The organism is Kitasatospora sp. YST-16, assembly GCF_026802215.1.
Lineage (GTDB): Bacteria > Actinomycetota > Actinomycetes > Streptomycetales > Streptomycetaceae > Kitasatospora > Kitasatospora cineracea.
In genome coordinates this window covers 3827947-3840034 of sequence record NZ_CP113837.1, presented here as the reverse complement: position 1 = coordinate 3840034, position 12088 = coordinate 3827947, and the positions used below count along the sequence as shown (strand labels likewise).

Here is a 12088-nt window from a genome sequence, read left to right as displayed (position 1 = left end):
GGTGTCCTTTCGAGGGGTGACTGTGTGTCAGATCGCGGGTGCGGGGTGGACGGACAGCTGCCAGGCGGCTTCGGTGCCGGTCGCGGCGCAGCCGATCAGCAGTCCGGAGGTGGTGGTGCGCAGGACGATCTCCTGGCTGCCGGGGCCGCCCGCGGGGGCGACGTGCAGCCAGTGGCCGCTGCTGAGCCGGACTGCGGCGGCGGCGGCCCAGACCTGCCGGAAGCCGGCGCTGTCCAGCTCGCGGCGGGTGCCGGCGGAGTCGAGCACCACGGCGGTGTCGGCCGGGGTGTCGGGGGTGAGCCACAGGACGGTCTCCTCGTCCGCGCCGGGGGCGTGGACGTCGATCCGGACCGGCCGGGCGCACTGCTCGGGGGCGGTGACCTCCCAGCTGATCCGCTCCTGCGGGGCGGCCAGGCCGAGCGGGTGCTTCTGCTCCCAGGCGGGTTCGGTCGGGACGCCCCAGCCGAGGCCGGTGGCGAGGCTGTGCCGGTGGTGCTCGCGGGTGACCCACGCTCCGGCGCTCCAGCGCGGGTTGCAGCCGAAGGGCCGGGTGCGGGGGGCGGGGCTGCGCAGCACCTTGGTGCCGTCCTCGGTCCAGCCGGTGATCCCGCCGGCCGCCGCCTTGACGGTCAACTTGCGCTGTCCGTCGAGGAGTCGGGCGTCCGCGACCGGTCGGGTCGCGACGGGGCGGGGGCCGGTGGCGAGCTCGGTGCGCAGGCGGGCGGTGCCGTCGGCGTCGGGCTCCAGGTGGCGTTCGACCAGGGTGGTGGTGATCAGCCGGACGGGGTGGCCGGCCGGGAGTTCCACCCGGTTGGTGCCGTCGGTCCAGGCGAGGGCGCTGCCGGCCGGGGCGGTGCGGGCGGCCGCGACCACCTCGGAGGTGTCGCGGACGCCGAGGCCGGTGCCGATCGGGTGCTGTTCGGCGGTGCCGTCGGGGCCGGTCAGGGTGAAGTCGCCCTGGCGCAGTCCGACGGTCTGGAAGATCCGGCCGGGCCGGGTGGTGTAGCTGAACTCCTGGTGCAGCACCCCCTGGTGCAGGGTGAGGGTGCCGGTGACCAGGTTGCCGCCGGTGCGCTCGGAGACCCGCACGCCGTGTTCGACGGGCTCGATCTCCAGCTCCCGGGCCTGGCCCTCGCGCCAGCCGGCCGAGCGGTCGGCCTCGGCGCTGGGCCAGGTGGAGACGAACACCGGCCCGTGGTGGCCCTCGGCGTGCACGGTGAGGGTGCCTTCGGCGGCGTCCAGTTCGGCGGTCAGGCCGCGGTCGCCGAAGCGGTGCGGCTGCCCGTCGCCGGGGGCCTTGACCTGGTAGGGCGGTTCGGCGATCCGCAGCTGCCGGGTGGTGTCGTCGGGGCCGGTGAGGGCCGCGTCGAGCATCAGGCCGCGGTCCACGTCGATGGTGGCGGTGAGCTTGAAGGCGCCGAGGGCCAGAGCGTAGGCGACGGTCCGGATCCCGTCCACCATCCGTACGTCGGAACGGAGTTCGCCGTCCCGGCCGTCGGTGACGTTGCCGAAGCTGCTGAGCTTGCCGAGCTCCGCCACGGCCTCGGGGCCGAGGTCGTGGAAGACGCTGCGCAGGATCAGCGGGATGTAGTTGTGCAGTTCGACGTTGCCGTCCTCGCCGGGGACGGTCTCGCCGACCGAGACGCAGCCGACCCGCCGGTAGAGCTTGAAGGCGACGGTGTTGGCCGGGTTGACGGTGAGGCGCAGCACCAGGCAGCCGCAGCGCATCATCCATTCGACGGCCTCGGTGAACAGCCGTCCGGTGATGACGCCGTTGCGGTAGGCCGGGGCGACGAAGAACATGTCGGCGATCAGTTCGCCGGCCCGGGCGGAGCGCCGTCCGGTGCTGTGGAACAGCCCGAAGGTGCCCACCACGCGGCCGTCCTCGGTCGCGATCAGGAAGGTCGCGGTGTCGCGTTCGGCGAGTTCGCGCTCCAGTTCGGCGCCGGTGATTCCGCCCGCCACCGGGTTGGGGTTGTCGCGGTGCCGGTTGTACAGCTCGGCGATGTCATGCGCGTCGCCCTCCTGGTAGGGGCGGATCGTGATGGACATGGCACACCTCCTTGTCTGTGCTGGTCCGCTGGGGTGACGCCGGGTCAGCCCTTGCGTTCGGTGGTGACGATCAGCGAGCCGGCGGCGGCGAGTTCGGTGCCGACCGAGGCCCGGACCGAGACCGAGCGCAGGCCGCCGAGCTTCTGGCCGAGCTTGGCCTCCAGGGTGAGCTGGTCGCCGGGGACGACCAGCCGGGAGAACTTCATCGAGCTGATCGAGCCGAGGTAGCCGACGCTGGCCGACGGGTCGGCGGGCTCCTCCCCGGCGGCGGGGGCCGGGGCCTCCAGCAGTTCGGCGACGTAGACCACGGCGACCAGCTGGGCCATCGCCTCGACGATCATCACGCCGGGCATGATCGAGTGGTCGGGGTAGTGGCCGGCGAAGAACGGCTCGTTCACCGAGACGCTCTTGACGCCGCGTCCGGAGACGCCGGGGACCACGTCGTAGGCGCGGTCGATCATCAGCATCGGCCAGCGGTGCGGGAGCATCCGCTTGATGTCGTCGGAGGAGTAGGCGAAGGTCTTCGGCTTCTCCCGGCCGGCCGCCTTGGCGGCGGCCGCGGCCCTGGCGGGGGCGGGGGCGGTGGTCACGGTCAGACCTCGCGGGCTTCGATGAAGTCGACCAGGGCGTTGATGGAGCCGAAGGCCTCGAAGTCGTCGTCGCTGATCAGCACGTCGTACTCGTTGTTGATCATGACGACGATCTCCAGGGTGTCCAGCGAGTCCATCTCCAGGCCGCGGCCGAACAGCGGCTGGTTGTCGGAGACGACCTCGGCCTCGGCGTCCAGGCCCAGGCGCTCGATGATCATCGACTTGATCTTCAGGTTCTTCTCCAGGCGCTGCTCGGCCTGGGTCCGGACGTCCTCGAAGGTGGCGGTGGACATGGTGGGGCTTCCTCTCGGTGGGAGTTGATGGAACTTCAGTTCGAACGGAGGGGGCTAGCTGTAGAGCATCCCGCCGTCGACGGTGAGCACCTTGGCGGTGATGTACGAGGCCGCCGGGCTGGCCAGGAAGACCGCCGCCTGCGCGACCTCCTCCGGGGTGCCCATCCGGCCCAGCGGGATCGCCGCCGCGGCCTCCTTCAGCTGGGCCCGGGGCACCTTCTTCACCATGTCGGTGTCGATGAAGCCCGGCGCGACCACGTTGACCCGGATGCCCTTCGGCGCGCCCTCGTAGGCGAGCGTCTTGGCCATCGCGATCACCCCGCCCTTGGAGGCGGCGTAGTTGGCCTGGCCGACCCGGCCGGCGATGCCGGAGGTGGAGGCGATGAAGACGATCGAGCCGCCGGAGGCGTACATCTGCTTGGTGGCCTCGCGGGCGGTCAGGAACGCGCCCGTCAGGTTGGTGGAGATCACCTCCTGCCACTTGGCGGCGCTCATCGCCGCGAAGTGGCCGTCGGCGGTGATGCCCGAGTTGAGGACCGCGACGTCCACCCCGCCCCAGGCGGTGCGGATCTCCTTGTACATCGCGGTGACCTGCGCCTCGTCCGAGACGTCGGCCTTGACCAGCAGGGCGCGGCGGCCCAGGCCCTCGATCTTCTCCGCCAGCTGCTCGGCCTTCCCGGCGCTGGAGCGGTAGTTGAGCGCGACGTCGCAGCCGTGCTCGGCGAGCTGGAGGGCGATGGCGGCGCCGATGCCGCGGGAGGCGCCGGTGACGACGGCCCGGGTGCCCTCGGGGAAGAGACCGGTCATGCCGCGCTCCCGGTGAGGTTGGAGGTGACCTTGTGGGTGCCGGGGTCGAAGCCCTCGGCCTCGGTGCCGAGCCCGGCCTTCTCGGCGGCGTTCAGCACCGCCTCGGCGACGGCCAGGTCGAGCACCCCGAGGCCGAACGGGGAGAACACCACGGTGCGGGCGTCGGCGGGGAGTCCGGCGGTGCCGTCGAGCAGCGCGCCGATCTCGGCGGTGACGAAGCGGCGGTGGCCGGCCTGCTGCTCGGCCTTGTGCAGCGAGGTCTGCTCGCGGATCGCGTGGTCGGCGTCGTCGACCACGTTGACCGCGCCGAGCACCGAGCCGACCGACAGGTCGCGCAGCGACAGGTGCAGCACCACCTGGCCGTGCGGGCGCTGCGGGTGGTCGGCGAGGTCGAGCCAGTACGAGGAGTCGGTGGTGGCGATCGACACCGTGTCGGCGGTCAGCACCTGGCCGAGCGCGGCGGCCCGGAAGGACAGGTGCGGGTACTCGGCGGCCAGTTCGGCGGCGAACACCTCGGCCCGCTCCGGGAAGGCGTCCTGCAGCAGGACGGTCTCCAGCTCCTCGTGCACCTGGTCGAGGAAGTGCACCACCCGCTGGTTGATGGTGCCGCAGCCGACCAGGCCGACCGTGCGGACCTCGCGCCCGGCGTTCAGCAGGCCGGAGGCGAGCGCCGCGCCGGCCGCGGTGCGCACCGCGGAGATCTGGCTGCCCTCCATCAGGGCGAGCGGGTAGCCGGACTCCAGGTCGTTCAGGATGCACAGCGAACTGGCGCGCTGCATCCCGCGCTTGACGTTCTCCGGGAAGGACGAGATCCACTTCAGGCCCATCACCGGGGCCGGGCCGCCGAGGTAGGCGGGCAGCGCGATGATCCGCGAGTCGGAGCGGTGCAGCGGGCGCAGGAAGGTCGAGAAGGGGAGGTCGGACTTGCCCTGGCCGTGCAGCACGTAGGCGTTGCGGACCAGGTCGACGACGGTGGCGTCGAGGCCCGCCAGGGCGGTCCGGACGTCCTCCCGGCCGAGGATCCTCATATCGTTTCTCTCTCTTGCTCGGTGGGCGGCAGGTACTGCCGGAGGTAGGACTCGACCCACTGGTCGTCGTAGATGGTGTCGAGGTAGCGGTCGCCGCCGTCCGGGAGCACCGCCACGCAGGTGGAGCCGGGCTCGATCCAGGAGGCGGACTGCCCGATCGCGGCGATCACCGCGCCGGAGGAGCCGCCGGCCAGGATCGACTCCTCGGCGAGCAGGCTGCGGCAGCCGCGGATGCACTCCGAGTCGGTCACCTTGACCACCCGGTCGGCCAGGCCCGGCCTGAGCAGGGCGGGGACGACGGCCGCGCCGTGGCCGGGGATGGTGCGCTTGTGGGAGGACTCCCAGGGCTCCGGCGGGCCGAAGATCACGCTGCCGACGGCGTCCACCGCGACCACCCGGGTGGGCAGTTGCTGGTCGTGCAGGTACTCGGCGCAGCCGCGCAGGGTGCCGGTGGTGCCGGCCGCCAGGAACAGGTAGTCGGGGGCGGCGGGCAGCGCCTCGACGATCTCGCGCATGGTGCCGTGGTGGGCCCGCGCGTTGTCCTCGTTGGCGTACTGGTTGGGCCACCAGGCGTCGGGGACGGTGTCCAGCAGGTGCCGGACCCGGGCGATCCGGGCCGGCAGGTACTCGCCGGTGGCGGGGTCGCGGTGCTCGACCACCTCCACCTTGGCGCCGTAGGCCCGCATGATGGCGAGGTTCTGCGGGGTGGTGCGCGGGTCGACCACGATGACCAGGCCGAGCCGGTGGAAGTTGCACAGCTGGGCGAGCGCGATGCCCAGGTTCCCGGAGGAGGACTCCACCACGGTGGAGACGCCCGGGACGATCCGCCCGGTGGCGATCGCCTGCTCGACCATCGACTTGGCGGCGCGGTCCTTGACGGAGCCGCCGGGGTTGAACCGCTCGCACTTGGCGTACACCTGGAAGCGGGCGGGCGGGAAGAGTCGGTCCAGCGCCACCAGCGGGGTTCCGCCGATCGTGGCGACGATGTCGGGGTCCGACGGCCGGTGCGGGCGGGCCCGCACCGTGGCGCCGTCGGGGACGAGCACGGTCATTGGGGCACCTCTCGGCTGATCTGGAGCCGCAGCTCACTGACGTAGCGCTCGCCGTCGGCGTCGGGCAGCCAGGACTCCTCGGTGGCCGGCAGCGGCTCGCTGACGGTCACCCCGGCGTCCGGGTCGGCCTGCAGCGCCCGGCGGACGAGGTTGGCGAAGGAGAGCACCAGCGCGGGGCTGGTGAAGTCGACCAGGGAGGGCTTGGTCTCCTCGGGGAACTTGACGAAGGCCCGGTCGGGCAGGCCCCGCGCGGCCACCCAGCGGCGCACCGCCAGGTAGTCGCGGTGCCGGTCGGCCTTGGGCGCCAGCTCCACGCCCCGGGCCGGCAGCCGCCAGGTCTCCCGGAACAGCACCAGGCCGTCGAGGGTGACCCGGGGGGCGTGCGGGCGGTCCAGGCCGATCTTGAAGGCGTCGCAGGCGATGATCGAGATCAGTACGGCGAGCAGTTCGGACAGCGAGCGGGAGCGGCCGTCGGCGGTGGTCGCGGTGACGGTGCCGTCCTGCTCGGCGAGCGTGATGGAGACCGCGGGCTCGATCCGGCCGCGCTGGTCGAACGGGGCGCGGGTGAAGCCGATCAGCCGGTCGCCCTCGCCGATCGGGGCGGGCACCATGCGGCCGCTGTTGCGCTTCCAGCCGACCGGGAGCAGCGGCACCAGGCGTTCGGCGCCGATCACCCGGTTGACCTTGTCGCGCACCGAGCCGCCGCCGGCCGTCCAGTCCAGGAAGGGCAGGTCGAGGGTGGCCAGGCAGGCGTGCATCTCGCCGAGCACCACCAGGTGCTCGCCCGCGTTGACGGCGTCGACCGAGCGGGCCACCACCTGGAGGTCGGGGCTGTGCACGGCCAGGTGCGGGGAGCGCACCGGCCCGGTGGCGAACACCTCGCGGACCCGGCCGGCGATCCGGTCGACCGCCAGGTCGACCCGGGTGGCGCCCTCGGGCACCTCCCCGATCACCTCGCGCCACTTCAGGGCGAGTTCCCGGACGGCCTGCTGCACGGGGTGGTCGTGCTCGCCCCAGAACAGCGCCAGGGTCTGCGGCCAGACGTCGGCCAGGGTGACGGCGGCGCCGGCGGGCAGCCGGCCGGCGGCCTTGCGGACGAAGCCGGCCACCTCGGCCTCGACGAGTTCGGCGAGCCGGTTGCCGAACCAGTCGGCGGCGTCGGCGACCAGGGCGAGCGGGCGGGCGATGCCGTCCAGGAAGTCCCGGCCGAGCTCCATCCGGCAGTCCCGCAGCGCGTCCTGGTAGCTGAGGGTGCGTCCGGCGTACGCCTTGCCCTCCTCGCGGGAGGCGGCCTGGCCGGTCACCTCGACGAAGCGGGCGTCCAGCGCGTCCAGCGCCTCGACCAGCTGCTCGGCGGTCCGGGCCCGGTGCACGGCGTCCTTGAGCCGGGCGAGTTCGGTGAGCACCGCGTCGTAGCGGACGAACAGGGCGGGGTCGCCGATCGCGTCGACCCGGCGGCGCAGCACCTCCTCGGCCCGGACGTCGACCGGGATGTTGGCGTCCCAGCCGAGCACCCGCTGGCGCAGCAGCCGGCCCAGCGCCTTCTCGACCCGCTGGCGGGCGGTGGCGGCGTCCCAGCCGTGCTCGGCGACCAGCAGGTCGGTGAGCTGCTCGGCGTTGCGGTCGCCGTCGGCGAGCCGCAGCAGCTGGGCCTCCTCGGGGCGCAGCCGCAGCACCTTGCGGGTGGGGAGCACCAGCTGCTCGCCGTCCAGGTGGACGTCGGGGCGCAGCATCGGCGGGAACCACCAGCGGGCGCCGGGCTGTTCGGCCATCCAGTCGGCGACCGCGGCGACCGTCCAGCGTTCCAGGGCGGTGTGCGAGGCGGCGACCAGGGCGGGGCCGTTCTCGATGGCGATGGCGCGGTCGGTGCGGCCGACGCCGATCCAGGCGGCGGGCCCGAAGAAGCCGATGGTGTCGGCCTTGGCGCAGTAGCGCAGCCAGTACATGGCGAGGGTGCGTTCGCGCTGGCGGCGCTTGGTCTCCTTGCCGCCGGGGGCGGCCAGCGAGTCGAGGATCCGGAAGACGGTGCGGTTCTGCCAGGCGATGGCCAGGCGGAGCTTGGGGTCGGTGGCGAGGGCGGCGAGGGCGGTGCCCTCGCGGTCCACGTCGGCGGTGTAGGCGGTGCGGAACTCCTCCTCGGTGGCGTCGCCGGCGGCGAGGGCGGCGGCCGCGGCCGGGGCGCGGGTGCCGCCGACCAGGTCGAGGCCGGAGACCGGGAAGCCGGCGTTGCGGAGCAGTCCGACGCTCCAGACCTTCCAGTCGGTGCCGGCCAGCCGGTGGTGCGGGCCGAAGTCCGCCCAGTCGGTGCCGGCGGCCTCGACGGCGGGCGCGGTCATCCGGCCACCTCCGACAACTCGCGCTCCGCCGAAGGGGTTTCGGTGAGGGCGGCGGCGAGCCGGCCGATGCCCTCGGTGATCTTCTTGCGGGGCACGTTGCTGAAGCACAGCCGCAGGCCGTCGGCGTGCTCGCCGTCGATCGAGAAGTGGCCGCCGGGGACGACCGAGACGCCGCGGGCGGCGGCGGCCAGCGCGTACGGTCCGGCGTCGGCCCGGTCGCGGTGGCGCAGCCACAGGTAGAAGCCGCCGTCGGGGCGCTGCCACTGCCAGGGGCTGTCCGCGCCGAGTTCGGCGTCCAGCGCGTCGGCCATCAGGGCGCAGCGCTCGCGGTAGCTGTCCCGGTAGCGGTCGATCAGGTCGGTCCAGCCGGAGCGGGCGTAGTGGGCGGCCAGCGCGCCCTGGGCGAGCGCGGAGGGCGAGAGCGAGATGATCTCGGCGACCCGGGCCAGGTCGTACCGCAGGTGCTCGGGGGCGGCGATCCAGCCGGAGCGCAGGCCGGGCGCGAAGATCTTGGAGAACGTCCCGAGGTAGACCACCTGCTGCGGGTCGAGGGCCTGGAACAGGGTGGTGGTGGTGCCGTCGAAGCCGAGCAGCCCGTACGGGTTGTCCTCGACCAGCAGCAGGTCGAGCTCGCGGCAGGCGGCGAGGATCTCGGTGCGGCGCGGGACGGCGAGGGTGGCGCCGGTCGGGTTCTGGAAGGTCGGGTTGGTGTAGAGCAGCCGGACGGTGTGCCCGGCGGCGCGCAGGGCGGCGACGTCGCGGCGCAGCTGCTGCGGGTCGAGGCCGTCGGCGTCCTCGGCGGCGGCGTGCGGCAGCAGGCCGGCGGTGCGGAACGCGGCGGTGGCGCCGGGGTAGGCCGGGGTCTGCACCAGGATGGTGTCACCGGGGCTGCCGAGGGCCAGCGCGACGGCGGTCAGGCCCATCTGCGAGCCGCTGGTGGGGATCAGGTTGCCGGCGTCGGCGTGGCCGTCCTCCCGGGCCATCAGGTCGGCGACGGCGGGGACGAGGGCCTTGGCGACGTGCGGGGTGGTGTACTGCAGGGCGAGCTTGCCGCCGAGCCGCACGAGCCGGGCGAGCTGGGCGGATATCTCGGCGAGCGGCAGGACGTCCAGGTCGGGCAGGCCGCCGGCCAGCGAGATCACGTCCGCGCCCCGTTCGAACAGCTTCGGCATCTCGGCCGGGGGTCTGGTGTCGGTCCACATGGCTGTCGGTCCCTCAGATCCCGGCCGGGGCGGCGGTCCGGGTGTGCACGTAGCGCAGCAGGCCGGCCGGGGAGGCGAGCGCCGGGTCGGCGAGGGCGTCGGGGTCGACCTCGAAGCCGAACTCCTCCTCGATCGCCATCAGCAGGGCGATGGTGTGCAGGGAGTCGACGCCCAGGTCCACCAGCGGGGTCTCGGAGTCGGTGACCTGCACGGAGCAGGTCCGCTCGACGAGCTGGTCAAACTGCGACTGGTTCATGGCTGCTCCTCGGGGATGCGGTGGTCTGCGGGGCGGTGCTCGCGGTCGGCTCGTCGGCGGCCCCGGCGGCTTCGACCAGGCGTTTGGCGGCGGCCCGGTCGGGCTTGCCGTTGGCGGTGAGCGGGACGGTGGTGATCGGGACGACCCGGTCGGGCATCCGGCTGTGGTCGAGCCGGTCGGCCAGCAGGGCGCGGACCCGCTCGGGCGGGAGGGTGCCGTGCACGGCCAGCAGCAGCGGGGCGCCCTCGGGCTCGGGGCGCAGCGCGACGGCGGCGCTGACGCCGGGGATCCGCTCGGCGGCGTCCTCGACCTCGGTGAGGGCGATCCGCATGCCGCGGCGCTTGACGATGTCGTCGTCGCGGCCGACGAAGTACAGCCGGCCGTCCTCGTCGAGCCAGCCCTTGTCGCCGGTGCGCAGTTCCAGGGTGCCGTCGGGGCGGCGGACGAACCGGCTCTGCTCCTCGATCGGGATGCCCCAGTAGCCGGCCATCACGGTGGGTCCGGTGACGGTGATCTCGCCGGTCTCCCGGGGGCCGAGCTCGGTGCCGTCGGCGGCCAGGATCCGGATCCGGTCGCCGGGGATGGCCGGGCCGACCGAGTCGGGGTGGGCGGCGTACTCGTCGGGGTCGAGGATGGAGATCCGCTTGCACTCGGTCATGCCGTACATCGAGGCGAACTCGGAGCCGGGGAACAGCTCCAGCAGTTCGGCGGTGACGGCCCGGCCGGGGCGGGCGCCGGTGTTGGTGAACAGCCGGACCTTCGTGGGCCGGTGCAGCTTGCCCTGCAGCAGGGTGAGGATCTGGGCCAGCGAGGGCACCAGCGGGACGACGGTGACGCCGGTGCGCTCGATCAGCCGGAGCAGTCCGCGGTCCTCGCTGCGCCGGGCCAGTACCAGGGTGGCGCCGACCAGGGCGGACATCAGGGCCTGGTAGAGGCCGTAGTCGAAGGAGAGCGGCAGCCGGCACAGCACCACGTCCCGCTCCTGGTAGCCGAGGCAGGCGTGGACGGCGTCGACGGCGGCGAGGATCTGGCGGTGCGGGCAGACCACGCCCTTGGGGCGGCCGGTGGTGCCGGAGGTGTAGATCAGCAGCGCCACCGCGTCCTCGTCGACCTCGGCCCGGTACGGGTCCGGGGCGGTGGCCAGCACCTGCTCCCAGGCCGGTTCGACCTCGACGGTGCGGGCGGCCCGGCGGCCGGCCGCCGGGCGGCAGAGGGCGAGGACGGCGCCGCTGTCGGCGACGATGTGGTCGATCTGGTGGTCGGTCAGCTCCGGGTGGACCGGGACGAAGACGGCGCCGGCCCGCAGGGTGGCCCAGAACAGGGCCAGGAAGGCCCGGTCGTTGCCCCCGGCGTACACCACCCGGTCGCCGGGGGCGACGCCCTGGGCGCGCAGCCAGCCGACGGCGCGCTCCACGGCGGTGCCCAGTGCGCGGTAGTCCAGGGTGCCCTGGGCGTCGATCACGGCGGGGTGCTCGGCCCGCTCGCCGAGCGGGTACTCCAGCAGGTCAGACACCGGCATGGGCGGACGCTCCTCGGCCGGCGGGGGCGGCCAGCCGCTCCCGGGCCCGGGTGACGTCCCGGGCGGTGGTGACGGACAGCACTTCGAGTTCGGGGTGCTGGCGCTTGAGGATGCTCGCCAGCGTCTTGGCGGGCGGCAGCGACACCGTCAACTCCGGTGCCACGGACGAGAGCTGGTGCAGGCACAGGTCCCAGCGGACCGGGCTGACCACCTGCCGGACCAGCCGGCGGCGGATCTCGTCCGGGTCGCTGACGCCCGCGCCGTCGGCGTTGGAGAGCAGCAGCTGGGACGGCCGGGCGAACGGCACCCGGGCGGCGGCCTCCTCGAAGGACTGCCGGGCCGACTCCATGTACGGGGTGTGGAAGGCGCCGGCGACGCTGAGCCGCTTGACGGTGGCGCCGGCCGGCGGGGCGGCGGCGAGCTGGTCGAGGGTGTCGGCCAGGCCGGCCGCGACGATCTGGCCGGGGCCGTTGAAGGTCGCCGCATACAGGCCCAACTCGCCTATTCGGTCCAGGACTTCGCCCTGCTCGCCGCCGACCACGGCGGCCATCGAGGTGGGCGCCTCGGTGCAGGCCACCGCCATCGCCCGGCCGCGGACGGCGGCCAGTCGGACGGCGTCGGCGGGGCTCAGCACCCCGGCGTAGACCGCGGCGGTGAGTTCGCCGACCGAGTGGCCGGCCGCCACCGCCGCGCCGTCCGGGACGGCGTCGTGCAGGGCGTGGTGGGCGAGCAGTCCGGCGGCCACCAGGAGCGGCTGGGTGTGCTCGGTGCGGGCGATCTCGGCGGCCGGGGCCTTGGTGCCGAGCTGGACCAGGTCGACGTCGGCGGCCTCGGACCAGGCCCGCACCCGCTCGGCGGTGGCCGGGTCGCGCAGCCAGGCGGCCAGCAGGCCCGGGGTCTGGGAGCCCTGGCCCGGCGCGATGAATGCGAACATGTGTTCTAACCCCCTTTCG

Annotated in this window: 11 protein-coding genes; all 11 read right to left on the bottom strand. The window is 73.8% G+C overall.

Annotated elements, in window-relative coordinates; genetic code table 11:
• Positions 1–27 precede the first annotated feature (27 nt).
• Genes OU787_RS17630 through OU787_RS17580 form a run of 11 tightly spaced genes read right to left on the bottom strand, consistent with a single transcriptional unit; the run spans position 28 to position 12069 of the window.
• Positions 28–2052 (bottom strand): GNAT family N-acetyltransferase, encoded by a 2025-nt coding sequence (locus OU787_RS17630; RefSeq protein WP_030460295.1) that lies wholly within the window; start codon positions 2050–2052, stop codon positions 28–30.
• Between the two features lie 44 nt (positions 2053–2096).
• Positions 2097–2642 carry a 3-hydroxyacyl-ACP dehydratase FabZ gene (fabZ, locus tag OU787_RS17625; protein ID WP_232794961.1) on the bottom strand — a complete coding sequence of 182 codons (546 nt, stop codon included), beginning with the start codon at positions 2640–2642 and terminating at the stop codon, positions 2097–2099.
• 2 nt (positions 2643–2644) lie between these two features.
• Positions 2645–2935, bottom strand: coding sequence for an acyl carrier protein (locus tag OU787_RS17620; RefSeq protein WP_030460294.1), 291 nt, complete (start codon positions 2933–2935; stop codon positions 2645–2647).
• 54 nt (positions 2936–2989) lie between these two features.
• Complete coding sequence (gene fabG / locus OU787_RS17615) at positions 2990–3742, bottom strand: 3-oxoacyl-ACP reductase FabG (protein WP_030460293.1); 753 nt, start codon at positions 3740–3742, stop codon at positions 2990–2992.
• The gene (sbnB, locus tag OU787_RS17610; RefSeq protein WP_030460292.1) at positions 3739–4770 is read right to left on the bottom strand and encodes a 2,3-diaminopropionate biosynthesis protein SbnB; all 1032 of its coding nucleotides are present in this window, start codon (positions 4768–4770) and stop codon (positions 3739–3741) included. The genes fabG and sbnB overlap by 4 nt, the downstream gene beginning before the upstream one ends.
• Positions 4767–5822, bottom strand: a complete 1056-nt coding sequence (gene sbnA, locus OU787_RS17605; RefSeq protein ID WP_030460291.1) for a 2,3-diaminopropionate biosynthesis protein SbnA — start codon at positions 5820–5822, stop codon at positions 4767–4769. Before sbnA ends, sbnB begins: the two co-directional genes overlap by 4 nt.
• Positions 5819–8158 carry a lantibiotic dehydratase gene (locus OU787_RS17600; protein ID WP_268659936.1) on the bottom strand — a complete coding sequence of 780 codons (2340 nt, stop codon included), beginning with the start codon at positions 8156–8158 and terminating at the stop codon, positions 5819–5821. The genes sbnA and OU787_RS17600 overlap by 4 nt, the downstream gene beginning before the upstream one ends.
• Positions 8155–9360, bottom strand: coding sequence for an aminotransferase-like domain-containing protein (locus OU787_RS17595; protein WP_268659935.1), 1206 nt, complete (start codon positions 9358–9360; stop codon positions 8155–8157). The genes OU787_RS17600 and OU787_RS17595 overlap by 4 nt, the downstream gene beginning before the upstream one ends.
• 13 nt (positions 9361–9373) lie before the next feature.
• On the bottom strand, positions 9374–9616 hold the full coding sequence (locus OU787_RS17590) for an acyl carrier protein (RefSeq protein WP_030460288.1): 243 nt from the start codon (positions 9614–9616) through the stop codon (positions 9374–9376).
• Entirely contained in the window at positions 9597–11135 is a 1539-nt protein-coding gene (locus OU787_RS17585; protein ID WP_030460287.1) for a class I adenylate-forming enzyme family protein, read from the bottom strand. Before OU787_RS17585 ends, OU787_RS17590 begins: the two co-directional genes overlap by 20 nt.
• Positions 11122–12069: an ACP S-malonyltransferase gene (locus tag OU787_RS17580; RefSeq protein WP_030460286.1), complete on the bottom strand. Its 948-nt coding sequence runs from the start codon at positions 12067–12069 to the stop codon at positions 11122–11124. The genes OU787_RS17585 and OU787_RS17580 overlap by 14 nt, the downstream gene beginning before the upstream one ends.
• Between the last annotated feature and the right edge of the window lie 19 nt (positions 12070–12088).

What these genes read in the sequence shown, in the direction of transcription:
- fabG (WP_030460293.1), bottom strand. Translation starts at nt 3,742, where the DNA reads ATGACCGGTCTCTTCCCCGAGGGCACCCGGGCCGTCGTCACCGGCGCC.
- OU787_RS17630 (WP_030460295.1), bottom strand. Translation starts at nt 2,052, where the DNA reads ATGTCCATCACGATCCGCCCCTACCAGGAGGGCGACGCGCATGACATC.
- OU787_RS17580 (WP_030460286.1), bottom strand. Translation starts at nt 12,069, where the DNA reads ATGTTCGCATTCATCGCGCCGGGCCAGGGCTCCCAGACCCCGGGCCTG.
- sbnA (WP_030460291.1), bottom strand. Translation starts at nt 5,822, where the DNA reads ATGACCGTGCTCGTCCCCGACGGCGCCACGGTGCGGGCCCGCCCGCAC.
- OU787_RS17590 (WP_030460288.1), bottom strand. Translation starts at nt 9,616, where the DNA reads ATGAACCAGTCGCAGTTTGACCAGCTCGTCGAGCGGACCTGCTCCGTG.
- OU787_RS17595 (WP_268659935.1), bottom strand. Translation starts at nt 9,360, where the DNA reads ATGTGGACCGACACCAGACCCCCGGCCGAGATGCCGAAGCTGTTCGAA.
- OU787_RS17620 (WP_030460294.1), bottom strand. Translation starts at nt 2,935, where the DNA reads ATGTCCACCGCCACCTTCGAGGACGTCCGGACCCAGGCCGAGCAGCGC.
- OU787_RS17585 (WP_030460287.1), bottom strand. Translation starts at nt 11,135, where the DNA reads ATGCCGGTGTCTGACCTGCTGGAGTACCCGCTCGGCGAGCGGGCCGAG.
- OU787_RS17600 (WP_268659936.1), bottom strand. Translation starts at nt 8,158, where the DNA reads ATGACCGCGCCCGCCGTCGAGGCCGCCGGCACCGACTGGGCGGACTTC.
- sbnB (WP_030460292.1), bottom strand. Translation starts at nt 4,770, where the DNA reads ATGAGGATCCTCGGCCGGGAGGACGTCCGGACCGCCCTGGCGGGCCTC.